The sequence below is a fragment of the Candidatus Poriferisocius sp. genome (genome assembly GCF_965204145.1).
Taxonomy (GTDB): domain Bacteria; phylum Actinomycetota; class Acidimicrobiia; order Acidimicrobiales; family Bin134; genus Poriferisocius.
Map to the genome: position 1 here is coordinate 1,549,275 of NZ_OZ241977.1, position 25,495 is coordinate 1,574,769.

The following is a 25,495-nucleotide window of genomic DNA, read 5'->3' on the forward strand; positions in this document are numbered from 1 at the left end:
GGGCGCCCATGCAGTTCGGCATGATCATCAGCGACGTGCCGCGGGACGTGGACCCCATCGAGCAGTTCGACGGCATCCTGCGCCAAGTAGAGGCTGGACAGCGCAACGGCCTAAGCCATTTCGTCATCGGCCAGCACTTCTTGTACGGCGACCTGCGCTGGCTCCAGCCGGTACCCCTGCTCGCCCGCCTGGCCGCCGAGATCGACGACCACGTGCGGCTGGCCACCACCGTGCTGCTGGCCCCCAAGTACCACCCGGTGATCCTGGCCGAGGAGCTTGCCACCCTCGACATCGTCACCCGGGGCCGCCTCGACGTCGGTCTCGGGCTCGGATATCGGAGCGAAGAGTTCGACCTGATGAATATCCCGATCGACAAGCGGGTCAGCCTGTTCGACGAGTGCCTCGACATCATGAAGCTGTGCTGGGCCATGGAGGACTTCGACTACCACGGCCAGCACTGGCAGATTCGCGGAGCCACCCCCCACATCCGATGCGTGCAGCAGCCCCATCCCCCCATCTGGTTGGGAGCGCACTCCCGCAAGGGTGCACGACGGGCGGGCCGAGTGGGCGACCGGTTCATCATCCCGCCGGAGTACGACATCCATGAGATGCGGGTCCGCTTGGGCATCATGGCCGCCGGATTTGCCGAGCGGGGCAAGCCGATGGGCCACCAGCCTCTGCGGCGCAACGCCTTCGTCGGCGCCACCAACGAGGAGGCACGAGCCAGATTCGTCGATGTCAGCAAGGAGCGCTACCTCGCGTATGCCCGAAAAGAGCTCGACGTATTGGACGAGGAGGCGCTCATGGGCAACTTCTTCGAGGAGGTTAAGGACTCGGTGGCGGTGGGCACGGCCCAGCAGGTGATCGACCACTTCACCGAAGTGGCCCGCGAGCTCCCGATAGACCCGTTCGTGGTGAAGCCCCAATGGCCCGAGATGCACATCGACGAGGTGATCGACTACCTCGACACAATGGGGCGAGAGGTCATCCCCGCGCTGGCCGAAGTCCCACCCATGCCCGTCGAGGACATCCCCGCCTCATTGGCCCCCGTGGCCGACGAGGTGGCCGAAGCACTGGAGGCCATGTGACCGCAGCATCATTCGACGAGGCCATCGCCCACACGCCGTTGGGCGACGGGCGCTATCGAGCCTCCACTCCCCCGTCGTGGATGGCCTCGGGCCGCGTTCCCGCCGGGCTGGTGGAGGCACAGTTGATGGCCGGACTAGCCGCCACGGTCACCGACCCCCAGTACCGACCGCTGTCGTTCACCGCTCATCTGCTGCGAGCGCCGGGCGAAGGCGACTACGAGGTGCAGACCGATGTGCTCCGCACGGGCCGAACGCTGGTGAGCACTGCGGCCCGAGTTGTGCAAGACGACAAGCTGATCGCCACCGCGCTGGCCAGCTTCGCCACCGACCGGCCCAGCCCTGAGTTCGACGAACTGCCCATGCCCGAGGTGGCCCCGCCCACTCCGGGACGGGAGAACGACGGCTATGTGCCCGAGTTCGCATTCCCCTACGGCGACAACGTGGTCATGCAAGACCGCCTCGGACCGAAACCGTTCACCGCGCCGGATGGCCCTATGGAGCGGGTGGGATGGGCCGGCTTCGCCCAGGCCCGCCCCATCGACGCCCCCGGTCTGCTGATGATCGGCGATATCGGGATGATGGGGTGGTGGGTGCGCCTCGACCGCATGTACACCACCGCCACCCTGGACCACACCACCTATTTCCGAGCCGACCTGTCCCAGGCAAAGGCCGACGACATGGTGCTGCTGCGGTCCCGCACCGGGCTGGTCCGCGGCGGCTACCTGGATTGGGACCTCGACATCTGGGCCCCAGACGGCGCTCTGTTGTGCCAGTCCCGCCAGATACTGGCCATTCTGGGGTGACCGGACAATGACCCAGCCGGCGCCAATCCGCATCGTGGACTTCTCCACCCACATGTCGGGGCCGCTGGCCTCGCACCTGCTGGTGGAAATGGGCGCCGACGTCATCAAGGTCGAACATCCCACCCAGGGCGACGGCAACCGGGGCAACGAGCCCAAAATCGCCGGGATCAGCGACCTGCACCTGGCCCTCAACCCCGGCACCCGCAGCATCGCGGTCAGCACCCGCTCGCCCCACTGGGCCGACGTAGTGGCCGGGGTCACCGCCTGGGCCGACGCCGTGATCGTTGGCGCCCGCCCCAAAGACGCCGTTCGCCGAGGCCTCGACTTCCACACCCTCCTCGAGGCCAACCCGCAGCTGGTGTACTGCGTGATCTCGGGCTACGGGCTGGCCGGACCGTGGGCCGAGTACAAGGCCCACGGTCAGAACATGGACGCGCTGGCCGGCCGGGTCGAGGTGGAGTGGAACGACGGCCAGCCCCAGACCAGAGTCGGGTGGCGCTCGGCCGGGGTGCTGCTGGCCGGGGTCTTCGGCGCCATGGGAGTGCTGGCCGCCATCGTCAAGCGAGACCGAGGCGGCGGACCCCAGTTCGTACACACCTCCATTTGGAACACCGCACTGTGGTGGAACTGGCGCGATGTGAATACCTGGGTGAACAACGACGAGCCCTGGCACGAGTACCGCTCGTTGGGATCCCGCTATGCCATGTACGCCACCTCCGACCACCGCGCCCTGCTCATCTGCCCTCTGGAGAAGGTGGCCTGGGAGCGGTTCTGCGACCTCACCAACCTGCACCAGCTCAGGGCGCGGGGAGAGTGGACCCACAGCATGGACTTCGGATACGACGACGAGTTCCCGCTGATCGCCGAGGCCATCAGCCGGCGCACCTTCGACGATTGGAACCGCCTCCTCGACGAAGCCGAGATACCGTTCGCCCCCATACTCACCCTCGACGAGGCGGTCAGCAGCGACCACGCCGCCGTCAACCGGGTGCTCCGGGGTACCGAGCTTCCCGGAGGGCGAGTTCAAATGGCCGCTTCGCCGGTGCATCTCTCATCGAGCCCGGATGAGGCGGCCCAGCCCGACCTGTCCGACTTGCCGTCGCCTCCCGACCTGGGCGCCGACACCGCCGAGATCCTCGCCGAAATCGGATTGGACAAGCTGATCGGAGAAGACCTGTCGGGAGGCCGGGCATGACCAAGCCCCTCGATGGAATCCGCGTGCTCGACTTCACCCGCCACATGGCCGGTCCCTACGGCACCATGATTCTGGGCGACTACGGGGCCGACATCATCAAGGTGGAGAGCCTCCCCTATGGCGACGGCGCCCGCGGCGTGGGCACCGCGTTTATCGACGGCGAGAGCGCCCTGTTCCTCATCTGGAATCGAGGCAAGCGCAGCCTCGCATTGGACATGCGCAAACCCGAGGGGCTCGAGGTGGTCCATCGCCTGGCCGCCACGGTCGACGTGGTGGTCACCAGCTACCGGCCCGGCGTGGCCGACGAGATCGGCATCGGCTACGACGCCCTGTCGGCCATCAACGACCAGATCGTGTACATCTCCCTCACTGCCTTCGGACCGGACGGTCCGCTGGCCCCCTATCCGGGAACCGACCCGGTGGTCCAAGCGGTCTCGGGGGTCATGTCGGTGACCGGAGAGCCTGATCGGGGCCCCAACCTGGTGGGGGTCCCGATGGCCGATTTCACCGGCGCCTTGGTCACCGCCCAGGCCGCCATGCTCGGCCTGTTCGCCCGACAGCAAACCGGCAAGGGCCAGCTCATCGACGTCTCGATGCTCTTCGCCCTGATGTCGTCGCTCACCACCCGGCTGGCCTCGCACTGGGTAGACGGTGAGGATCCCGAGCGCCATGGCAGCGCCCACAGCGTGGTGGTGCCCTATGAGGCGTTCCAGACCGCCGACGGACACGTGGTGACTGGCGTGTGGGGCGGCGCCGACGGGTGGGAGCGGTTCTGCCGGGCCATCGGAGAGCCGGAGTTGGCCACCGACAAGCGCTATCTGACCAATCAGCAGCGGGTGGATGCCCGTGCCGAGCTCACCGAATATCTGCAAGGCATTTTCATCACCCGGACCAGCGCGGAGTGGGAGGAGTCGTTCAACCAGCACCGGGCGCTGTTCGGACCGGTCCACACCTTCTCGCAGATCCTCAACCACCCCCAGGTGAAGCAGGCCGGATTGGTGCAGTCGGTGGAGCACGCCACTTTGGGCGAGATCCCCCAGATGGGTCCGGTGATCGGGCTGCACGACACCCCCGGCGGGATTGCCGGACCTCCCCCGGTGCTGGGCCAGCACAGCGAGGAGATCCTGGCCGAAGCGGGCTACAGCCCCGAGGAGATCGCCGCCATGATCAAGGCCGGGGTGGCGGGCACGGCCTGAGAGCCCCTATAGAGCTGAATGGCAGTGCTGGCCCAGGGCCAGGGCCGCCTCTAGGGTCTCGCCAGGGTCATAGGAGCCGACGACCACGTTGACGACATCGGCCCCTGCCTCCCCCAGAGCCGTCAGCGTGCTCCGCGTGGTATCGCCATCGGTGAGGTCGAGCACTCCTGGAGGGCCGGCGCCCACTGCGGCCGGGCAGGTGGTGGCCACGGTGAAGGGTTGATCAGCCCGCGGCGACCGCTTTCGCTCCTCTTGTAGAAAGGCCACGTATTGCTGCAGGTTGTCCGGAGTCATCCGGGAGGCCGACCAACCGTCGCCCACCGCGGCGGCCCGGCGGAGCGCAGGGCGAGAGTGACCACCCACAAAGATGGGCACCGGCGACTGGACCGGTTTGGGCCGCATGTTCAGGGGCAAGAACGAATGGGTCTCCCCCCCATAGGAGGGCTGGTCTTGCTCCCACAGGGCACGCAGGATCTCGATGCCGTCCTCAAGGAGTTCCCTTCGGCGGCCGAAGTCGGCACCGAGGGCGTCGAACTCCTCGCGAAGCCATCCGAGGGTCACCCCGAAGATCACCCTTCCCCCCGACAGGTAGTCGAGCGTGGCCACGGCTTTGCCCACAACCACCGGATTTCGCTGGGGAAGCACGCAGGCGTTGACAGCCAGCCTGATGGTGGACGTCGCCCCGGCCACAAAGGCCAAGGTAGTCAGGGCCTCGAGGCGGGGGTTGTCGGTGGGATAGGGGTACTTCCCGTCAGCCATCGTCGGGTTCTGCGAGGTGAACTCCACCGGAAAGGCGATGTGGTCGCCCACCCACACCGAGTCCAAACCGGCCGACTCGGCCGCTTGAGCCACATCCACGATGTCCTGAGCAGTGGCCGAGCCCTCGTAGGGCAAGCAGAGACCGATCTTTGGGCCGCGGTAGGGCATGTTGTCCGATCCCATAGATCCTGCCTTCGGTGGTAGAGGCTCTCGGTGTCAGCCGGACAATAGCGGGATCACCTCGGAACCGAACCGCTCGAGCTGCGCGAGGGCGTGGGCATGGTCGTATCCGGGCCACTGCGGCTTGTAGACGAAGTGGGAATGCTCCACCTGAGCCATGAGCTGGGTGAGCCCCTCCGCAACATCGGACGGGGTGCCGAGCACGAAACGGTTGTCCAGCCAATCGCTGCGCCCGAGGCCGTCGTCGATGTCGAGACCCCACGAGCGATACGTGCCATAGCGCGACGACGCTCCCGCGGCAACAGCTGCTTCGGCCTCGGCGGGGCTGTCGGCGATGTATACCTCCCGGCGGACCGGGATGGCAGCCCGCGCTCGGTTGCCGTGGGCCGCACGCTCCTCCAGATAGGCCTGGTAGAGGTCGATGAGCTCTCGGTGGGTGGGGAACGGCGCGGCATACCAGGCCTCGCCCACTCGGGCGGCCCGCCGCACCGATGCCTCCACCTGGGCCCCGACCCAGATCGGGGGATGAGGCCGCTGGACGGGCAGCGTGGACACCTCCACGCTGTCGAGCTGGAAGAACCGGCCCTGGTGGGTTACAGGCTGGCCGGTCCACAGTGCTCGGATGATCTCCACCGCCTCCTCGAACCGCTCGGTCCGGGTGGTGCGGTCGATGCCGAAGGCGTCGAACTCGTCTTGGCTATAGCCGATGCCCACGCCCATAATCGCCCGCCCACCGGTCACCGCGTCCATGGTGGCCATCTCCTCGGCGATGGTCAGGGGATGGTGCAGGGGCAGCAGCAGGATGCCGGTGGCGACGCTGACCGAGGGGAAGCGCATGGCGATCGAGGTCAGATACGGGATGGGCTGGAGGTAGCGCAGGGTCGGGGCCGCGAAGTGCTGGCCCGCCACCACCAGGTCTAACCCGTGATCCACGGCCACGGAGATCAGCTCGTGGTGCTCGGCGATCTGCTGGTGGGCGGGCACCGACCGGCCGTGAACCGAGGTCAGGAGCAGGCCGAATCTCACCGGTCCATCATGGTTCAACGGGGTGGCTGAGTGCCGGACCCATGTTGCCGTCGAGCCGAGGCCGTCACTAGACATTCGCCATGCGACGGCTTGCCATTCGAGTGCTCGGTGCCTTTCGACGGATATCCCTTCTGATCCGGAAGATGCGAGGCAAGACGCTCGATGATGTGGCCGAACAGCGGGTGGTGAGTGGCAAGGCGTGGGAGGAGTTCTGCGATTCCTTGAAAGCGGCCGGAGCGGCGATGAACTTCCCCGGCGCGCCGCGCGATCCCTTTAACCAAGCCGAGGGCTACCGGCACCTGAGCCGCCTCGCCCGGGCCGGTCTGATGGCATTCATCGAACACGCCGACCCCAAGGCGCCGGTGATGCACCGGGTGGCCAACGAGACCACCAAGCTGGGTGCCGACAACCCCGACAACTACTACTACACCGCGGCGCTGGACGGCAGCTACGACTACAAGATCGCCGGGCGGCGCAACAACATCGCCTACCTGAGCATCGGCACCCAATCGGGCAACTACGGCCAGGGCGGCGGCCTGCCCCCCACGGGGCACATCGAAGCCGATCAGATCGAGATGGACGCTGACGGGTGCTTCGAGCTGATCCTGAGCAGCACGCCCCAAGAGGGCAACTGGCTGCCGATGACCCCCGAGACCGGCACGCTGGTGGTGCGTCAGACCTTTGCCGACCGCAGTACGGAGATCCCCGCCGAGCTGAGCATCGAACGCATCAACTGCGCCCCCGAAGAGCGCCAGCCCTCACACCTGACGCCAAAGGCCTTGGATGACGGGTTGAAAAACGTGGGAGCGCTGGTGATGGGCGCGCCGTTGCTGTTCACCAAGTGGGCCCGCGATTTCTCCAAGCACAGCAACGAGCTTCCCCAGTTCGACCCAGACGTGTCTCTGAACGCGGGCGGCGATCCCAACATCACCTACTACCACAGCCACTGGGCGCTCGGACCCGACGAGGCGCTGGTGATCGAAGCCACACCCCCGGAATGCGAGTACTGGAACTTCCAGCTCAGCAACTACTGGATGGAATCGCTGGACTACCGCCACTTCACCATCCACACCAACAGCCATCTGGCCCACTACGAAGCCAATGGGTCGGTGCGCCTGATCGTGGCCCATGAGAATCCCGGCCTGCCCAACTGGATCGAAACCGCAGGCCACTCGCTCGGCACTATGTCGTTTCGCTGGGTGCGAGCCTCCGAACACCCTCAGCCCCAGTGTCGTGTCGTGCCGTTGAGCAGCCTGCGGGGTTAGCGGTTTGACGTCCACGGACTACGAGAATCCCCATCGGCCGATCCCGATCCGGGCCTTCAATCGGCTCGGTCGCGCTGGCCAGCGCCTCGGACTCCCAGGCCACCTAGAGGTCAACAGACTTGTCAAGTACGCGAAGCGCAAGACCGGGCTCTCCGATTTCGGTGACAACGGGCACTTGGAGGCCTTGCAAGTGCTCGTGGATTCGATCAACGACGAGGCTCAACTGACTCCCACCGGCCTGCTGGTTCAGAAGTCCAGGCTGGCCGGCGCGCTGGTTCAGCGACTTCGGATCCAAGACCTGCTCAAGCGGCATCCTGAGATCGACGACATCGACCTCGGCGCCGTCGTCATGATCACTGGCTTGCAGCGCACCGGGACGACGCTGCTGCACCGCCTGCTGTATTCCCACCCGGAGATCCGGGGCGTCTCCGGCAACGAAGCGCTGTTGCCAGTGACAGCGGCCGAAACAGCCGAACGCGCCGAGCGATCTCGCAAACGGCGGGCGGTGCTGGCCGAGCGGACCATCTCCTACCTGGCTCCCGACTTCATGGCGGTCCATCCCATCGACCGAGAGCAGCCCGAAGAAGACGTACTGCTCCTCGATCTCAATTTCATGAGCCAGTCAGCCGAGGCCATCTTGCACGTGCCCAGCTATTCCCGCTGGCTAATGGAGCAGGACCATACAGCCACCTACGAGTACTTCCGCCGGGTCCTGAAAGTACTGACCTGGCAGCGGCCAGCACACGCCTGGGTGCTCAAGACCCCGCACCACCTGGAGTACCTCGACGTGTTCCTCCAGGTGTTCGCTGGGGCAACGGTGGTGCAGACCCATCGCGATCCCCGGGTAGCCGTGCCCTCCTTTTGCAGCATGGTCGCCCACGGCCGGGGCATGTTCAGCGATCACGTGGACCCGACCGAAATCGGCCAGCACTGGCACTACAAGACGCACCGGATGGTTGAGTGGGCCATGAAGACCCGATCCGAAGCGCCGGAGGGTCGATTCGTCGACGTCTCGTACTACGACCTGATCAGCAACCCGATCGGCCAGCTTCGGCGAATCTACGACATGGCAGGAATCCACTTCGACGACGAAGCCACCGCGCTGGCCGAGCAGTACTTGGCCGCAAACCCCCAGAACCGGTTCGGAAGGCACCACTATCGACTCGAGCACTTCGGGCTGAGCGAACAGGTCATGGACGAGACCTTCGCGGCGTATAGGGATACCTATGCCATTCCATTCGAATAGGCCCCCTCGAATAGGCCCAACAGGGCTCACCGAGCGCCAATTCATCCACGATCAACGAGGTACCTTTTGCCATGACACAAGCACCGAAGAAGCGCACCGTGGTCAATTCGATCGCTGGGGCTGTTCGGGACTTCCGCAACTTGAAGACCCCCGATGTCGAACCGGTTCCCGATGATGTGAGGATCGACGGCAAGACGTGCCTGGTGTCCGGGGCCAACAGCGGATTGGGCCGAGCAGCTGCCATCGAACTGGCTCGGCGGGGAGGCAACATGATCCTGGCCTGCCGACCCGGCCACGACCAGACCCGCGATGAGATCAAGGAGGCGTCTGGATCCGAGACCGTTGAGATGGTCGAGGTGGACCTGGCCGATGTCCGCTCGGTGCATAGCTGCTGCGACGAGCTCCGGCGAAGAGGCGTCAGGATCGACATTGCGCTCATGAACGCCGGCCTGATGACCCCCACCGCGAGGGAGACCCCTCAGGGGTACGACACCATGTTCGCGGTCCACTTCTTGTCCAAACGGGTGATGATCGACCGATGGCTGAAAGATGGCGTCATCCGCCCCGCGGGGCCTGGCGAAGAGCCACCGAGGATCGTGTTCGTGTCATCGGAATCGCACCGGTCGGCCGACACCATCGAGTTCGATCGCCTCGGCGAATACACCGAATTCGGGATCAAGGAGAGCATGCGGCACTACGGCCACAGCAAGCTGGTGTTGAGTACCTATGCCACCGAGTTGTCGCGCCGCGTGAACCCGAGTGAAACGACCGCCGTAGCCGTACACGGGTTGTGTCCTGGAGGCGTGTCCACGAGAATCGCCCGAGATGCGCCGGCGCTGCTGAAGCCGATCGTCAACCCGGCCCTGCGGCTGTTCTTCCGGTCCCCTGAGAAGGCAATCGCACCGATCATCTATCTCTGCTGTGCTCCTGAGGCAGGAACGTCCACCGGGATGTACCTCCACTTGATGAATCGCAAGGCGGTGTCGGACAGCGCCGCCGACCCCGAAAACGGGGCCAGGCTGTGGGAGGCCAGCGAAGCAATGGTGGCGAAACATGGGAACGGGGACGCCACCTGAACCCGGTGCTGCTGCCTCTCCGGGCTATTTGTCGATGTCTCGGTGGACGACGAGGGGGCGGACGCCGAGATCTGCGTTCTCGATGAGTCGGCGGTTGATGTCTTCGGCCACGAATACTGAGCGGTGGTGGCCCCCGGTGCAGCCGAAAGCGATAGTGAGATACGACTTGCCCTCCCGCACATAGGCCGGTACCAACATTGTCAACAGGTCCTCGGTCTTTTGCAGGAAGGTCTCAGCCATGGGCTGGCCGTTGAGCAGGAAGTCCCTCACCGCCTCGTCTTGACCGGTGAGCGGGCGCAGCTCCTCCACCCAGTGGGGATTGGGCAGGAAACGGCAATCCAACACCAAGTCGGCGTCGAGCGGGATGCCGTGCTTGAAGCCGAAAGACATAATCCGGGTGGTCATCGATTCCGGTCCGGCGTCCAGTTCGAACACCTCGTCGATGAAGTGGTTGAGCTGGTAGATGCTGTATTCGGAGGTGTCCACCACCACGTCGGCCTGGCTGCGCAAGTTGACCAGAGCCTCCCGCTCGGCCTCGATGGCGTCGGACACTCCCATCGGCGGGACGCTGGAGAACGGATGCCGACGCTTGGTGCTCTCGAATCTTTTCACCAGCTCCGGAGTTGAAGCGTCGAGGAAGAGTATGCGCACCGATCCTTGAGCTGATTCCTTGAGCTCGACCAGTGCGGGGGCAACATCCTCGTAGTAGAGGTTCAACCCCAGCACGAGGCCCACTCGGGAGATGCCGCTGTCGGGGGCATCGGCAAACTCCTGGACCTTGGGCACCAGGGCGGGGGGCAGGTTGTCCACCACATACCAGCCCAAGTCTTCAAAGTGGTTGGCGGCCTGCGACCGGCCCGCTCCCGACATCCCGGTGATCACCACGAACTCGGCCACGACCTCAGGCTACCGATCCGCTCGTGGGCCGTGGAGCTTCTCGTAGATCGAATGAGCCACCGCATCAGGGAGCCAGCTCAGGGCCAGCAGGTCGTCGAGCGAGGCCCGCTCCACCGCCCGCACCCCTCCCATCTCCTTCACCAGTCGGGCTCGGCGGGTGGGGCCGAGGCCGGCAATACCGTCTAGCGATGATTTCGTCATCCGCTTGCCCCTGAGCTGGCGGTGGTAGTCGTTGGCGAAGCGGTGGCTCTCGTCGCGGATGCGCTGGAGCAGGTACAGGCTCTCCGAAGGCCTCGGGATCTCCACCGGAGCGGCCCGGCCGGGCACATAGACCTGCTCGAACTCCTTGGCCAGCCCCGCGGGGAAGATCTCCCCGTCGAGGCCCAACTCGGCGAGCACCCGCTCGGCCACGCCGAGCTGCCCCTTGCCGCCGTCCACCACCAGGAGTTGCGGCGGGTAGGCGAACTTGCCCTTCTCCTCCACCGGGCGGTCCCGCTCGTCCAGGTAGTTGGTGAGCCGCCGGGTGAGCACCTCTTCCATGGCGGCGTAGTCGTCGTTGCCCCCCACGGTTCGCACCTTGAACCGGCGGTACTCCGACTTGCGGGGCAAGCCGTCCTCCATCACCACCATCGAGCCCACGTAATCGGACCCCTGAAGGTGGCTCATGTCGTAGCACTCGATCCGCAGAGGGGCCTCGGGCAGGCCCAGGCATTCCTGGAGATCGTTGAGGGCCCGGGCCCGGCTGTTGTGGTCAGTGCTCCGCTTGAGCCGGTGGCGGGCAAAGGCGTCAGCCGCATTGCGGGCCACCGTCTCCTGAAGCTTGCGCTTGGTCCCTCGCTGGGGCACGGCGATGGCCACCCTGGACCCCCGCTGCTCCCGCAGCCACTCCTCGTACAGCTCCTGATTATGGGGCAGATCGGGAACTAGCACCTGTTTGGGGCTGCCCAGCGGGTTCTCCTCGAAATACAGCCGCTCCAGCACCCGGCTCACCAACTCGTCGCGGTCCAGGTCACCGGCTTTGTCCACGATGAAGCCCCGGCGGCCCATCACCCGGCCCTTGCGGACGTAGAACACCTGGCAGGCCGCCTCCAGCTCGTCGTCCACCAGGCCGACCACGTCGTAGTCCTCTGAGCGGCCCCCCACCATTTCTTGGCCCTCAATCGCCTTGCGCACGGTGGCCAGCCGGTCCCGGCAGCGGGCGGCCTGCTCGAACTCCAAAGCGGCCGAGGCCTGGGCCATGTCGTCTTCCAGCCGCTTCACCACTTCGTCGGTGTCACCGCCCAAGAACGAGAGCAGGTCGTCCACCATCTCGTCGTAGCGCCCTCGCTCCACCTCGCCCACGCACGGCCCGGCGCACTTCTCAATGTGGTACAGCAGGCACGGCCGGCCGAGACGGGCGTGGTGATTGAATTTGTTGTCGCTGCATGTGCGGATGGGGAAGGTGCGCAGCAGCTGGTCGAGGGTCTCCCGAATGGCGTAGGCGTGGCCGTAGGGGCCGAAATAGCGGTTGCCCTTGCGCTTACGACCCCGGATGACCATGGCCCGGGGCCACTCGTCCACCATGGTCACGCACAGGAACGGATAGCTCTTGTCGTCGCGGTAGCGGACGTTGTACCGGGGCTGATGCTGCTGGATGAGGCTGTACTCCAGCATCAGCGCCTCTACTTCGGTGTCCACCTGAATCCACTCCACCGATTCGGCCTCGGCCACCATCTGAGCGGTGCGAGGCGGCAGGTAGGCCGGGTTCTGGAAGTAGCTGCCCAGCCGGGACCGCAGGCTCTTGGCCTTGCCCACGTAAATGAGCCGTCCGTGGCGGTCTTTGAACTGGTACGACCCCGCGGCGTCGGGAATGGTGCCAGGAGGCGGGCGGTTCAACATGCCCTTCCCATCCTACGAGTCGGACAGCGGCCGGATTGCCTCCCTTCAAGACACTCAATCCACCTCTTTTCATTGCCCGATCAAGGCGGTTATGATTTCAATTCACGCTGGCCGGGTATCCAGCGACATATCGAACTCCAAGGCCGACATCCCCGTGGCGAGGCGACCCGGCTGTCCCCACCGGCTGCTAATTGGAGTTCCCGTACCTCACGGAGGTTCCCAAAACATGTTGCGCGTTCAGCGACCGCTCCCCGAGCGGTACACAACGGCATCGCCCCCGCAGTTGGCGGAATGGATTGGCGACGCCAAGAGAACCCTGGGCGACCGGCTGTTCATTCTCGGGCATCACTACCAACGCGACGAGGTGATGGCGTGGGCCGATGCCCGGGGCGACTCCTTCCGGCTGTCGGTGCTGGCCCAGCAGCGCCCCGAGGCCGAGTACATCGTGTTCTGCGGCGTTCACTTCATGGCCGAGTCGGCCGACATCTTGACCGGCGACCACCAGCAGGTGGTGCTGCCCGACCTGAACGCGGGCTGCTCAATGGCCGACATGGCCGACATCGACCAGGTAGAAGAGGCCTGGGACGAGCTGGCCCGGGTGACCGACATCGACCGGGTGGTGCCCATCACCTATATGAACTCGGCCGCAAACCTGAAGGCGTTCGTGGCCCGCCACGGCGGGGCGGTTTGCACTTCGTCTAATGCCCGGGCGGTTTTGACGTGGGCGCTGGAGCGGGGCGATCAGGTGCTGTTCTTCCCCGATCAGCACTTGGGGCGCAACACCGGGTTTGACATGGGCTACGACGAGAGTCACATGGCGGTGTGGAATCCCCGCTTCGAGCTGGGCGGGCTGACCGAGGCCGAGTGCAAGGAATCGGTGCTGTTGCTGTGGCGGGGGCACTGCTCGGTACACCAGCGGTTCCAACCCGACCACGTTTCTGCGTTTCGGGCGGAGCACCCCGACGGGATCGTAGTGGTCCACCCCGAGTGCAGCCGAGAGGTGTGCGCGGTGGCCGATCAGGTGGGCTCCACCGACTACATCATCAAAGCGGTGACCGCCGCCCCGGCCGGCTCGGTGATCGGGGTGGGCACTGAGATCCATCTAGTTAACCGGCTGAACGACGAGACCCCGGACAAGACGGTGGTGTCGCTCGACCCGCTGATCTGTCCGTGCTCGACCATGTTCCGCATCGACGCCGCCCATCTGGCCTGGACGCTTGAGAGTCTGGTTGAGGGCAAGGTCCGCAACCGCATCACTGTGGAGCCGGACATTGCGGCTGACGCCCGTATCGCCCTTGACCGAATGCTGAGCATTACCTAGCTGGTTGTTGGGCAGCGGGGGTTAGCTACCCGGCACGCTTAGCCCTCTCGGTCCACGCTCAGTTCGGCGTAGCGCTCCACCGCGTGGTGGTAGTGCTGCAAGCTGGGCTCGTTGCGCCCGAACAGCACCTCGGCGGTGGCCCCGCTCTTGAGGGCGTTCTGGATCTGGAAACCCACCCAGTAGTCCTCGTCTCGCACTGCTTGAAGCACTAGGGCGCTGAACTGCTCGGCTGTTTCGCGCTCCTCATCGGTGGACGGTTCGTGGCGGCACAGCACCGTCTGGATGGTGAGGCTGGTATCGACGGTTGAGCCGGGGAAGAGCTGGCTCACCAGGCAGTAGTCGCCCAGTATCCCGGAGATCGACAGGTTGGGGAAGATCGAGTGGATTAGGCGTATGTGCTCGTCGAGATCCCACTCATCCTCGGGCTGGTTCACCAGCTTGGGCAGCGACTTGCGGCCAAACACGATGCGCTGGTGGGGCCCCCAGGTGTCGTGGGCCATGAGGTTGCCGATGGTGTTCAGCCCCACAGTCTTGGGATGGAGCCGCTCCTGGTGGTAGCCCTCCAAATAGCCGTCCCATGCCACCTTCCAGCCGGGTCCGTCGAGGGTGCGCTGCTCGAAGATGTGCCACTGGTCGAGGTCGAGGGCGGCGACGTAGGGGGTGAAGTCGCCCAGAAAGGCGTCGATGTCGAAGGTGATGCCGGGGGTGAGGCTGGCGAACACGAAACCGGCCTTCTCGGCGCAGACCAGCGGGGTGAGCGAGAGGTGGTCTCGGTCGACGTCGCCGAAGGTGTGGGCGCCGAACATGCCCACCAGGTCGCCGGCGGTGTCGTACGACCAGGCGTGGTAGGGGCAGCTCAGCCGTTGTGCCGACCCCGCCGATCCGGCCTCGCACAGCGGCGACCCCCGGTGGCGGCAGACATTGAGGAACGCTCGGGCCGCGCCGTCGGCCCCCCGGGTGAGCAGCACCGGCACCCCCATGACGTCCATGGCCTTATAGGTGTCGGGGGCAGGAAGCTCGGAGCTGAGGGCTAGTGCCAGGGGCAGGTGCTTGAAGATCCGCTCCACCTCGTACTCGAAGCGCTCCTGGTCGAGGTAGGCGTCAACCGACTGGCGCATCACGTCGGGGGCCAAGTCGGTGGTGTTGTCCTGCCACAGCTCGAAGACCCGGCGGGTCAAGTCCCGGATCGCGTCGTCGGTGTAGGCCATCTGCCTACTCTAACTTTCGGGGTAATTCCGGCTGGAACTGGGAGTGTTGCGGTGGGAGGGGCCGGGCAGCTACTGCTGGCGGGCCAGGTATTCCTCGCGCAGGGGCTTCTTGTAGAGCTTGCCGGTGGGCAGCCGGGGGAACTCGGCCCGGAAGTCCACTACTCGGGGCACCTTGAAGCCGGCCAAGTTCTGGCGGGCGAAGGCCCGCAACTCCTCGGCCAGCTCGTCGGAAGGCTCGATCCCCTCTTCCAACTGCACCACCGCGTGTACGTACTCCCCCATCTCGTGGTCAGGAAGGCCGAACACCGCCACATCGGCCACCTGGGGGTGCAGGGCGAAGCAGGCCTCGATCTCCTGGGGGTAGATGTTGACCCCGCCGCTGATGATCATGAACGTCGCCCGGTCGGTGAGGTAGAGGTAGCCGTCGGCGTCTAGGTAGCCCACGTCGCCCACCGTGGACCAGTTGTCGTGCTGGGGGTGACGGGATTCCCTTGTCTTCTCAGGGTCGTCGTGATATTCGAAAGTTGGGGTTTCCTGCTCGAAATAGACCACCCCCGGCTCCCCGGTGCCGAGCTCGCGGCCTTCGTCGTCGCAGATGTGGGGGACTCCCATCATCGCCTTGCCCACCGACCCCTTGTGCTCAAGCCAGTCTTCGGCACCGATGAAGCACAGCCCGTTGCCCTCGGTGGCGGCGTAGTACTCCTGAATGATCGGACCCCACCACTCGATCATCTGCTCCTTGACTGGCACCGGGCAGGGCGCGGCAGCGTGGACCGCCATCTTCAACGATGAGAGGTCGTAGCGGTTGCGGACCTCCTCGGGCAGCTTGAGCAGGCGGATGAACATGGTGGGCACCATCTGGGTGTCGGTCACCGAGTACTGCTCGACATAGGCCAAGAAGCGCTCGGCATCGAACCGGTCCATGATCACGAGCGTGCCGCCCAGTTCGTGAACTCCGGCGCTGTACATCAGCGGGGCGGAGTGATAGAGCGGCGCCGGGCTCAGGTACACCGAGTTCTCGTCCATGCCAAGCAGGTGGTGCTCAAGCATGCCGATGCCCGACAGGCTGGCATCATGTACCTCCACGCCGGTCAGGGGGCGCTTGATTCCCTTGGGCCTGCCGGTGGTGCCCGACGAGTACAGCATCACCTCGCCTTTGGGCAGCCGGGACAGCGGCTCAGACGACATGGGGGCAACGGCATCTTCATACGACTCAAAGCCGTCCACGGCACCGTCCATCATCAGCTTGTGCCGGCAGTCGGGAATGAGGTCGAGCATCTGCGATGCAGTATTGGCCATCGCCTGCGTGGTTATCAGCGCGGTCGACCCGCTGTCGTTCACCACATAAGCCGCCTCCTCGGGCGACAGATAGCGGTTGATGGTGGTGAAGTACAGCCCCGACGTCATCGCCGCCCAGAACACCTCGTAGTAGCGGCGGTGGTTCTCCGCCAAGATGCAGATGTGGTCGCCCTCCCGCAACCCCCCGTCATACAGCAGCAGCGCCAGCCGGTTGGCCGCCTCATCCAGCTCCCGATAAGTAGTGACCTCCCCCGTACCAGCCATAATCTGCGCCGCCTTGTCCGGCGTGGTGCGAGCGTGCTGTCCCGGATACATGCGTGGCTTGCTCCTCGGCAGTTCAATCTGACTGAGTGAGATTACGCCCAGATCAATAGCCAATCTGGAATGGAGGGGCACCCTTAGCCGTTTTGTCCCCGTTTTCCCCGCCGCTGCTCACGTACCCAGGCGGCAGGATCATCGTCCCATTCATGCCCAATGTCGGAGATCGACCCCAATGACGCCTCGATCTCATCCCAACGCTATTCAAATTCAAGCCGTTGCTCCGACCGCATGTGCCTAAATCTACCCACTTGCCAGTTCTGAGCTTCCTCCATTTGCCGCATCAGGTCGCCAATCCAAGTCCTCACAGTTCATTGCAACCTCGGAAGCCCGGGTCGGGGCCGGAGCGCCGGGGCGGAGCGAAGAAGTCGTTCTCGTCGTCGTCGAGCCGGTTGCACTTGCGCAGCATCGCCCGCCGCTCCGCCTCCAAGAACAGGTAGCGGGCCACGTCATCCGGAGTGTCGTCGCTAGCGAACAAATCAGACGCCACCGGATCGCGCATGAGCTCATGCCGAATGTCGTCTTTGGTGACCGCCGTCCCATCAGGCCCAACAACCCGCACTTTCTTCAGCTTCCGCCGGTACCACTTGTTCCTCAGAACCGGGAAATACAACCCCAGGTTGAGCATCATCAACCCAAAAGAACTGACCACCACCGCCGTCAAGACCGCACCCATAACGAATCTTCCTTGTTGTGCGATTTGCCTGGGCGCCCTGTTGACCGGGTGCGATAGTCTTTGATATATAGTGATATTACAGGTAACTTTGTATAAGTCAATAGCGCAGCCGGGAGAACGGAATGCTTGATGAGCAGATTGAGTCCGTGAATTGTCTCACGGGTGATACAGTATGGCCTATGGCATACGTCACGATTCGGGAACTGCGCAATCAAGGAGGCGGCGTCATCGATCGCGTACAGAAGGGCGAGCGCATCATAGTGACCAGATCTGGGCGACCAGTGGCGGAACTTCAGCCTCTGCGTCGCAAGGGCCCAGACCCGGCAACTCTGCTTGACCGCTGGCGCCATCTGCCCCCGGTAGACCCCGACAGAATGCGCCGGGACATCGACGAGATCATCGACCCCTCACTATGACCGCTGAACTAGAGGGCCGAGGCATCCTTGACACGAATGTCGTGCTGTTGCTTCCGCAGCTGACCGATCCTGACCTGTTACCCCAAGACTCTTCGATCACCGCGGTTACGCTGGCTGAGCTGTCCGTTGGGCCGCTTGTGGCATCCACCGACACTGAGCGAGCCCGCCGCCAAGCCCACCTACAGCAAGCTGAAGCGGACTTCGATGTTGTGCCCTTTGACGCCACCGCAGCCCGCGTATTCGGCAGAGTCGCCTCTGACCTCCGAAGCGCTGGCCGCAAACCCGCCGCACGGGCTTACGATGCCCTCATCGCCGCCACCGCCATCGCCAAACAACTCCCCCTTTACACCGCCAACCCCGACGACTACACGGCCATCTCCGGTCTAGAACTGGTGCCAATACCCCACCCCGGAAGTCCTTGAGCTGCTCAGGGGATTGATCATGACCAGGAGGCTCTCCTCAGTCCTTTGCCCTGAGTTTTCTTGGCAAGAGGCCATGCTACGGCGAATCAAGTCAAGGGAAGTGTTGCCTGAACCGAGATCTGTTTGGACTTGTGTCTGGTGCGGCATCCGTGTTTTGGCGGGTGGCGAGAGGGTAGAGGATCTGTAATCCTGAGATCATGTCGACGCTCCCACGAAGACACCGGGGCCGAAGCCTCACAGTGTCCCGCTCCTGCCTCAGCGCGTCATGTAGAGAGATGCCGAGGCGAGAACTCCCTTCAGGAAGACGTACCTGCGAGAAGGCGATTGAGACTGGCGTTGGCCTCAACAATGAATGAAACCCTGACGCAGGAGAGCATTGCTGTAGAGGCATTAGAGAGCCACTACAGGAGGGTCGAAGATGGCATTGCTTTTGACGCGGCGGAGGACTACGCGAAACTTGTAACTCCCAACTCGAACTCGTCTGAGCCATTCCACCGGTGGTTTCACATGAAGGAGGCTTACTCCGCGGGGCTCCTCCAACAGGTTGTGAAGGACTGCGGGCTCGATGATGTACACCGAGGCTTGAGAATCCTCGATCCCTTCGCAGGGTCCGGCACCACTGCGGTCTCTGCGGCAAAACTTGAGCCCACTCCCGCAGTGTGGGGTGTGGAATGCAATCCGTTCTTGCATCTACTTGCGTCGGTCAAGCACGAAGCCATGCAGGTGCGGCCCAGCGGGCTGGTTTCATTGGCAGAGGAGGTCACGATACGTGCTGACTCGCGTACCACGACACCCGAGCGGTTCTCGCGACCAGCTCTGTCTACCTTCAAGAACAAGAAGTACTTTCCCCAAGACGAGCTCCGCAGACTGCTTGCGCTGGTGGATGAGCTGGATTCGCTTGCGAAGATCGGCGACGATCTGAAGGTTGATCTCCTGCGGCTCGCCGCGGCAGCTTCGGTGGAGCCGGTAAGCAATCTCCGGCGAGACGGACGAGCGCTCCGCTATTGGCCGAGAAAAGATCGCGCACACGCGTATAGGGAGTTCCTTCGACGAGCACAGGAAATGGCTGACGACATTGACTTATGCAGCGCTGCAGCGAACGGACGCCAACTTCTCGGTGATGGGCGGCGGATGTCATGCATCCCCGAGGACTTGTCCTTTGACCTAGCGATTTTCTCGCCGCCTTACCCGAACAACATCGACTACACCGAGGTTTACAAACTAGAGGCCTGGCTGCTGGGGATGATCTCCAACCGTGATGAGTTCCGGTTACAGAGATTGCGCACGGTCCACAGCCATCCGAGCATCCGCCGACCGGTTCCTACCGACAGTTGCATCGCAATTGACGGGATCGTTGCACCCATTCTTGCTTGTATCGAACCTGGCCGTTACGCGGCTGGGCTGGCTGACATGATTCAGGGATACGTGTTGGATCTAGTTGAGCTCTTCGAATCATTGGCATGCAGACTGCGTGATGGGGGCTACATTGCGTGCGCCGTCGGCAATTCTGTACACGGGGCCCCTGGGACTGGCGTTGTTGTCGCTGCCGACGTTCTAGTACTGGCAGCCGCCCGTATTGCTGGGTTCGAGCCCCAGAGGATTGCTGTGGCTCGCAATCTGACACGCAGAAAGCACGGTTCGGCTTATCTGCGAGAGAGTGTCTGCTTCATCACGCGAGAAGGGCGCTAGGGCATGGGGGCGCGTGGGATTAGTCTACCTAGACCGGTATGGGCGCGTATTCGCAGCTTCTCTCTCTACGATCATGCCCAGGAGATCAGAGCTGACTTCGGTACCGGTGTATTTTGCCTCGCGGGTGCGAATGGCCTTGGAAAGTCCACGTTCCTAGCTGCTGTCGGCTTTGCAGTGACTGGAGTGGTGGCCGAGCCCGGACGTGCGTTCAACTCGGCCGATGAGTACCTCAAGAATTGTCGCTCGTACTCCGCCTCAGCATTCGAGGGGCGCATATCCGAGGAGGACCGCGAGACCGCAGAAGTCGAACTGCTGATGCTCGCCGGAGGTGCCGAATACCGGATCGTTAGGAACATGTTTGAGCCAATGGCGCTACGCGCCTTGGAGGTCAAACGTGGCGACCCTGAGACAGTGACTGCCTTCGACAAGGGAAGTGACGAAGAGCGGCACGAACAGTACGAGGAGATGATCCTGCAAGATGTGGGTGTCTCAAGCTTCTCACAGCTCGTGATGCTTCATCATCTCGTCCAGACCTTTGACGAGCGGCGACACTTGCTGTTCTGGGATGACAAGGTGTCGCAAGCTGCTCTGTTCCTTGCTTTCGGGTTGGATCCAGACGACTCGAAAAAGGCAGACAACCTCCGCCGACAAGCCGAACGCGCTGATTCGCGGGCTCGCAATCATCAGTTTGCCGCCACTACAGCAGAAAAAAACCTAGCGGACCTGACCGAACGATTGGAGAGCCTCGCGGATGGTGAGACCGACGCAAACGAGAAGCTCTTGGCACTACAGGAACAAGAGGACGAAGCAAGTAAGAGAGTCAAGGCTGCATCAGCACGGCACCAAGATGCAGAACTGCACCGTGCCGAGGTAGCTGCGGAGTTAAGGTCAATACGCGCTGCGTATGAGCAGGCCTATGACAGAGCCATGTTCGGTCGACGAGACCCTAAGGTTCATCCTGTAGTGCAATCGATCCTTGATGCTTCCCAGTGCCCTGTGTGTGGATGCGCTGAAGAAGATGTTGCTGCCCATGTCGTGGCCAGTCTTCAGGGGGGAATATGTCCAGTTTGCATCAAGCCGATCGCTGCCGCAGACGGCTCCTCTGAGGCATTGTCCCAACTGGATGCTTCAATGCAAGCTCTTGCTCAGGAGCTTGAGCACGCTGACCAAAAAGTTCAGCGCCTCCTAGCAGAACTTGAAGCTGAGCAGGACTCGCTCAATGCAATTAGAGACGGCCTGCGGGAGAATGAGGACGATGTAGCTGCGGCGATGGCGCTGGAGAGCGAACCCGGCGAGTCGCTGGAGCAAGTGATCCAGAGCTACCAGCGCGACATCGAAGATCGGATGCGCCGTAAGAAGGACGAGCGACGGAAGCGTGACGCCTACCGGAGTGATCTGCGCACCCTTCAGAACTCCCTCGCAGTGAGCTACCAGGAGGCAGAGTCTGAGTTCGTGCCGAAATTCACTGATCTCGCACGGGAGTTTCTGGGCCTGGACCTAGCCCTCAACTTCGAAATCAGTGTGGATGTCTCTCGGCTGGTGCTCTCGGTTGATGGAGCGCCGCGTCGAGGGTCCATTAATCTGTCGGAAAGTCAGCGGTTCTTCGTGGACATTGCTCTTCGCATGGCTCTGACGCGTCAACTCTCGGCAGACGACTCCTTGCCTGTCTTGTATGTCGACACTCCAGAAGGCTCACTCGACATCGCCTACGAGCGACGGGCCGGGTCGATGTTTGGGCAGTTCGTTGAGGAGGGAGGACAACTTCTCATGACTGCCAATATCAACACGTCGGAGCTCTTGCTTAACTTGGCGCGTACATGCACCTCTTCGCACATGCGGCTACAACGCATGACGGAGTGGGCAACACTGAGCGACGTTCAAGTCAATGAGAGGGATGCGTTCGATCAGGCGTTCCACCAGATAGAGGAACGACTGAACGAGCCGCGATGAGCCTGGTCACCACGTCCACATTTGATGTGCTACATCTCACCTGGCGGATTGCTAATTCATCAATGCACGCGAAGACCGAAGAAGTACACGCTTTGGCGTATCTCGCGTGCATCCTTAGCGTCTTCTGCGAGCAACCGGCTGAAATGTGGGGCTACAGGTTTGCCGTGACGGGATCCGGCGCGCCTTACGCCGAGAGCATCGATACGGCCATCGAACGTCTTGCCGCATCAGGAATGATCGAGTCCGCTGCCGGCACCCATCGCTTGTCGACGGTCGGAAAGACCATGCGAGACAGCACAGCTACTCATAGCGACCCGTCATCGAGGCTGCCATACCTCGACGCGGCCGCCAACACGACACTTGCGCTTGCTCTGCCGGTGGCTACCGCAGCGGTCATGAAAGAGCCACAACTTCGGACAGCGGTTGAACTCGCGCAGCGCCGGACGCTGCTTGATGCAGCGGGGCTGGCAGTTCTCGAGCCGCATTTCGATGGTCTGCGCTCACTAGCCGTTGAACAGCACGGAGAAGCCGGAGATACCAGTCTCTTCGCAACCGCCGTTTTGTGGCTCAGGTATCTACGAGCGGAGACGCTTCAAGAGTAGTCTCGTGCGCGCCTTTAACTTTGAGTTGATGCAACAACTCGCCGACTCCGATTTCGTACCTCGTCTAGTTGTCCGTTACGGCGATGAGAAGGTGCAAATTCTTCTCGCGTCTATACGAGAAGTCTTCACATACCTAGCGCCTGAGACTCTGACCACCGGCATTACGATCTTTCTCCCCCTCACCGATGCAGCACCCCCACTAGGACAAGGAAGGACAATCCCGAAGAGCGAGCTCGCTTCCCTTGACCCTCCACCTCAAGCTATAGCCACGACCAATGCATCATCTGTGACCTGCTGGTTCGATTCAGTAGATGCAGAAGAACTCGCCAGCTCTGCCATTGTGTACAGATTTGATGGGTCTGACCACTTCGTGACGCCAGATGGTGTGATCGACCTCCCAGCCTCGCCAGCATTCGGGTCCATATTCGCCACACCTACATTCGTTGACCTTCAAACTGCGCTCGAACACTACAAGGTTCATCTTGCGTTGCGCTCGCGATGCCAGATTCTCCGTTCATGTTGGGACGACGACAAACGCCTGGTACTGCGCAACCGACCTGAGTCTACTATGCGGGCCTCTTTGGAGAATTTCCTCGTAGGCACGCTCCGCGGTCGAGACGAAATAGAAGTCCGAACCGAGCAGGCAGTCGATCACAGTCATCCAGTCGATCTCAAGATCACATGGTCCTTCACGAACCGGATCGCATACATCGAGCTTAAGTGGCTAGGCGATTCTCTTAACCGTACCGGGACGCGTCTAACTTCGTACCGAGACCAGCGGGCGCGAGACGGAGCGGAACAACTCGCGGAGTATCTTGACCTCGACAAGCCAAGTTCGCCTTCACATGTGGTCATGGGATATCTCGTAGTGCTTGACGCACGCCGACTCGGCCTCAATGCAAACCGCAGAAGCATCACAAGGGACCAGGCACTCCACTTCCGCAACCAAGACATCAAATTCAGGGTGCGATACGAGCAAATACGGTCAGACTTCGCCAAACCAATACGTATGTTCCTCGAACCTGCTCTATAGTCAAACATGGGGGATTAGCCATAGCGGGTGTAGTGGCCGATCCGCAGTAAAAGACTTGGCCTATCGTCCAATGCTGGAGTCGACCTCGAAAAGCCAGTTGCGCATCTCGTCGGGAATCTCGGATGGGCGCAGTTGGCGAGCGAGGTGCTTGGTCGACACGGTCGCGCCCCCGGCTTGCTGGAGGGACTTGTTCAGTGCGTTCAGAATTACTTTGGCCGGATATCTGTGGAGGCGCCACACGGGGTCCATAGCTTGTGGCCTTAATTCCTCGTTGGTCTCTTTGAAAGTGCGAGCGAAGTCCCTCTCGCTAGACGGGCCATAGAAATGACGCTCCTTTGCGAACTGCCCCAGGATGTCCTCAGTCATGTCGTCCGTGATCGACTCCAGTAGAGACGAGATGTCATTAGCCGATGAGTTTGACACGCGGGCCAGTGCATTCGGGTTGAGCAAATAGCTCTCGAGTTCCTTCCGCTGCCAGATGTGAGCGCGGACATCGATTGCCTCAAGAGTCGAGCGCACCTCGCGAACATCCGCATCGGCTCGATAGTCGCGATCCAACAGCACAAATACATCAACGGCACCATCGAGGAAGTCTGAGAGGAACCACTTGAACGGCTCGACCCTGACCCAGTTGCTGAAGCCCTTGATCTCAATCACTGCACAATTGCGCTCGCCAGCCAGGTGATCGGCACCGATGGTCTTCGCCAGCTCCCGGATGATGGACATATCGTCCCCTTCCACAAAGACCACGGTTCGGGCACGGAGCGCTGCTGCGAGCCGCAAGTTGAAGTTTGAGCCGATCTGAGTCGACAGGTCTTCGAGCGTTGCCGGCTTGGGCCGGCGAACGGCTCTTCGGCGGGACTTATCCACCCACACCACCGAATCGGAAGGAGCCTCCGCGAGCATCTCCGACGAGTGGGTTGCAGTGATCGTCTGCGCCGTTGTTGAGTCGAGCAATCTCACTAGACGCCGCTGGAGGTCAGCATGCAAATAGAGATCAGGTTCGTCAAGGATCACTACATCTGCCTCCCTAAGTCGCCAGAGATGGGCGAGGATCTGCACGAAGATCTGCATTCCGTCGCCGACCCAAAAGAGTTCCTTCTCCGTGCTGTCACCACGCTCTCGCACATGCACGTCGAGTTCCCATTCGCCCATATCTCTGCCTGGACGTTTCGTGACCGAGAGTTCCTCAATTTCCGGGAGCCAGTGGGTCACAAAGTCATGGAACTCCCCAAACTCCCCACTTCCCTGAATCAAGTGCAGCTGGTTTCGGGCATGCTGGCTGGACCTCCTGCTCTGGAAGTTGGACCTTAGATATGACTCCCCTAGGACCGTTTCGGAGTGGTTCATCGGGTAGAGGCCTGGGATGATCCCAATCTGGCCGGTCAGTTCTCTAACCTTGCTTGGCTGCGAGACCGATCGTTCGTCGGAGCGGCGCAGGTAGAAAAACGGCTCCGGGTTGTCGTCCTCGTCAGTGGGCCAAACCCCAGTGAGAATCAGATCGGTGTCCGTGCGAACCGATACCGCCGACTCTAGGGAGCGAAACTGATGACGAAGATTCTCAGTCACCAAACCATACTGATCAGCGCGGAGCGAATGCGTTCGCGGTCGCCGTTTGCCGTGTGCCCGATGTCCGGTCGCCTGCCTTCTGGTTGCGTGTTCCAACATTCCTGCAGCTGCTCTTGCGGCTGCAACGAGGGTTGACTTCCCGGCATTGTTTGGTCCTACCAAGAAGGCCTTGCTCCCAAGAGTCATCGTAAACCTCTCGAAGGCCTTGAAGTTCCATAGGTCGAGTTGTCTGATGTGCATGGTCTCCGCCGACTGCCGCTCTCCGTAGTTGTCTTGGCCCGCCCGATACCGGTTCGGCCAATATTGACCGCAGCCGTTCCGCAGTGGAGTTATCCACAGGCCATTTAGGAGACGCAGACTAGCCACCGGGTGCGACAACATCC

General features: G+C 62.6%; 22 protein-coding genes. 14 read left to right on the forward strand and 8 right to left on the reverse strand.

Translation table 11 applies throughout. From position 1 onward, the window contains the following. Positions 1-8 precede the first annotated feature (8 nt). The 4 genes from ACOGI7_RS07120 to ACOGI7_RS07135 are packed head-to-tail and all read left to right on the forward strand — an operon-like array spanning position 9 to position 4,282. The gene (locus ACOGI7_RS07120; protein WP_419851219.1) at positions 9-1,088 is read left to right on the forward strand and encodes an LLM class flavin-dependent oxidoreductase; all 1,080 of its coding nucleotides are present in this window, start codon (positions 9-11) and stop codon (positions 1,086-1,088) included. Further along, complete coding sequence (locus tag ACOGI7_RS07125; protein WP_419851220.1) at positions 1,085-1,891, forward strand: acyl-CoA thioesterase; 807 nt, start codon at positions 1,085-1,087, stop codon at positions 1,889-1,891. Before ACOGI7_RS07120 ends, ACOGI7_RS07125 begins: the two co-directional genes overlap by 4 nt. 7 nt (positions 1,892-1,898) lie before the next feature. Further along, the gene (locus ACOGI7_RS07130; RefSeq protein ID WP_419851221.1) at positions 1,899-3,086 is read left to right on the forward strand and encodes a CaiB/BaiF CoA transferase family protein; all 1,188 of its coding nucleotides are present in this window, start codon (positions 1,899-1,901) and stop codon (positions 3,084-3,086) included. Beyond that, entirely contained in the window at positions 3,083-4,282 is a 1,200-nt protein-coding gene (locus ACOGI7_RS07135) for a CaiB/BaiF CoA transferase family protein (protein ID WP_419851222.1), read from the forward strand. Before ACOGI7_RS07130 ends, ACOGI7_RS07135 begins: the two co-directional genes overlap by 4 nt. Positions 4,283-4,288: 6 nt before the next feature. Here the strand turns inward: ACOGI7_RS07135 and ACOGI7_RS07140 are convergent, their stop codons facing one another. Both ACOGI7_RS07140 and ACOGI7_RS07145 read right to left on the reverse strand, forming a co-directional pair. Then, positions 4,289-5,224 carry an LLM class F420-dependent oxidoreductase gene (locus ACOGI7_RS07140; RefSeq protein WP_419851223.1) on the reverse strand — a complete coding sequence of 312 codons (936 nt, stop codon included), beginning with the start codon at positions 5,222-5,224 and terminating at the stop codon, positions 4,289-4,291. A 33-nt stretch (positions 5,225-5,257) separates the two neighbouring features. Beyond that, a complete protein-coding gene (locus ACOGI7_RS07145) occupies positions 5,258-6,247 on the reverse strand; it encodes an LLM class flavin-dependent oxidoreductase (protein WP_419851224.1) in 990 nt (329 codons plus the stop codon). An 80-nt stretch (positions 6,248-6,327) separates the two neighbouring features. Between ACOGI7_RS07145 and ACOGI7_RS07150 the strand changes: the two genes are divergently transcribed. The 3 genes from ACOGI7_RS07150 (at position 6,328) to ACOGI7_RS07160 (ending at position 9,834) form a co-directional block, all read left to right on the forward strand. Further along, the gene (locus ACOGI7_RS07150; RefSeq protein WP_419851225.1) at positions 6,328-7,512 is read left to right on the forward strand and encodes a hypothetical protein; all 1,185 of its coding nucleotides are present in this window, start codon (positions 6,328-6,330) and stop codon (positions 7,510-7,512) included. Positions 7,513-7,516: 4 nt separating this feature from the next. Further along, positions 7,517-8,758, forward strand: coding sequence for a sulfotransferase (locus ACOGI7_RS07155; RefSeq protein ID WP_419851226.1), 1,242 nt, complete (start codon positions 7,517-7,519; stop codon positions 8,756-8,758). A 71-nt stretch (positions 8,759-8,829) separates the two neighbouring features. Next, positions 8,830-9,834, forward strand: coding sequence for an SDR family NAD(P)-dependent oxidoreductase (locus ACOGI7_RS07160; protein ID WP_419851227.1), 1,005 nt, complete (start codon positions 8,830-8,832; stop codon positions 9,832-9,834). A 24-nt stretch (positions 9,835-9,858) separates the two neighbouring features. Here ACOGI7_RS07160 and rapZ read toward each other — a convergent pair whose 3' ends face one another. Beyond that, on the reverse strand, positions 9,859-10,731 hold the full coding sequence (gene rapZ / locus ACOGI7_RS07165; RefSeq protein WP_419851228.1) for an RNase adapter RapZ: 873 nt from the start codon (positions 10,729-10,731) through the stop codon (positions 9,859-9,861). Between the two features lie 9 nt (positions 10,732-10,740). Next, on the reverse strand, positions 10,741-12,609 hold the full coding sequence (uvrC, locus tag ACOGI7_RS07170; protein WP_419851229.1) for an excinuclease ABC subunit UvrC: 1,869 nt from the start codon (positions 12,607-12,609) through the stop codon (positions 10,741-10,743). Positions 12,610-12,835: 226 nt separating this feature from the next. Between uvrC and nadA the strand changes: the two genes are divergently transcribed. Beyond that, positions 12,836-13,930 carry a quinolinate synthase NadA gene (gene nadA, locus ACOGI7_RS07175; protein WP_419851230.1) on the forward strand — a complete coding sequence of 365 codons (1,095 nt, stop codon included), beginning with the start codon at positions 12,836-12,838 and terminating at the stop codon, positions 13,928-13,930. Between the two features lie 38 nt (positions 13,931-13,968). On the opposite strand, the gene ACOGI7_RS07180 is transcribed toward nadA, so the two are convergent. From ACOGI7_RS07180 to ACOGI7_RS07190, 3 genes are all read right to left on the reverse strand, one after another. Further along, a complete protein-coding gene (locus ACOGI7_RS07180; protein ID WP_419851231.1) occupies positions 13,969-15,138 on the reverse strand; it encodes an aromatic ring-hydroxylating oxygenase subunit alpha in 1,170 nt (389 codons plus the stop codon). 69 nt (positions 15,139-15,207) lie between these two features. Continuing rightward, positions 15,208-16,752 carry an AMP-binding protein gene (locus tag ACOGI7_RS07185; RefSeq protein WP_419851232.1) on the reverse strand — a complete coding sequence of 515 codons (1,545 nt, stop codon included), beginning with the start codon at positions 16,750-16,752 and terminating at the stop codon, positions 15,208-15,210. A 307-nt stretch (positions 16,753-17,059) separates the two neighbouring features. After that, positions 17,060-17,431, reverse strand: a complete 372-nt coding sequence (locus ACOGI7_RS07190) for a hypothetical protein (protein ID WP_419851233.1) — start codon at positions 17,429-17,431, stop codon at positions 17,060-17,062. A gap of 179 nt (positions 17,432-17,610) precedes the next feature. Here ACOGI7_RS07190 and ACOGI7_RS07195 point away from each other — a divergent pair, with 179 nt between their 5' ends. The 6 genes from ACOGI7_RS07195 to ACOGI7_RS07220 all read left to right on the forward strand — a co-directional run bounded on the left by ACOGI7_RS07195 (position 17,611) and on the right by ACOGI7_RS07220 (position 23,543). Continuing rightward, a complete protein-coding gene (locus tag ACOGI7_RS07195) occupies positions 17,611-17,847 on the forward strand; it encodes a type II toxin-antitoxin system Phd/YefM family antitoxin (RefSeq protein WP_419851234.1) in 237 nt (78 codons plus the stop codon). Next, on the forward strand, positions 17,844-18,269 hold the full coding sequence (locus ACOGI7_RS07200) for a type II toxin-antitoxin system VapC family toxin (RefSeq protein ID WP_419851235.1): 426 nt from the start codon (positions 17,844-17,846) through the stop codon (positions 18,267-18,269). Before ACOGI7_RS07195 ends, ACOGI7_RS07200 begins: the two co-directional genes overlap by 4 nt. A 348-nt stretch (positions 18,270-18,617) precedes the next feature. Continuing rightward, the gene (locus tag ACOGI7_RS07205; protein ID WP_419851236.1) at positions 18,618-19,958 is read left to right on the forward strand and encodes a hypothetical protein; all 1,341 of its coding nucleotides are present in this window, start codon (positions 18,618-18,620) and stop codon (positions 19,956-19,958) included. Positions 19,959-19,961: 3 nt separating this feature from the next. Beyond that, positions 19,962-21,908: an AAA family ATPase gene (locus ACOGI7_RS07210; protein ID WP_419851237.1), complete on the forward strand. Its 1,947-nt coding sequence runs from the start codon at positions 19,962-19,964 to the stop codon at positions 21,906-21,908. After that, on the forward strand, positions 21,905-22,510 hold the full coding sequence (locus ACOGI7_RS07215) for a hypothetical protein (RefSeq protein ID WP_419851238.1): 606 nt from the start codon (positions 21,905-21,907) through the stop codon (positions 22,508-22,510). Before ACOGI7_RS07210 ends, ACOGI7_RS07215 begins: the two co-directional genes overlap by 4 nt. Positions 22,511-22,538: 28 nt before the next feature. Then, positions 22,539-23,543: a hypothetical protein gene (locus ACOGI7_RS07220; RefSeq protein ID WP_419851239.1), complete on the forward strand. Its 1,005-nt coding sequence runs from the start codon at positions 22,539-22,541 to the stop codon at positions 23,541-23,543. Between the two features lie 60 nt (positions 23,544-23,603). Here ACOGI7_RS07220 and ACOGI7_RS07225 read toward each other — a convergent pair whose 3' ends face one another. Continuing rightward, complete coding sequence (locus tag ACOGI7_RS07225) at positions 23,604-25,493, reverse strand: ATP-dependent nuclease (RefSeq protein WP_419851240.1); 1,890 nt, start codon at positions 25,491-25,493, stop codon at positions 23,604-23,606. Between the last annotated feature and the right edge of the window lie 2 nt (positions 25,494-25,495).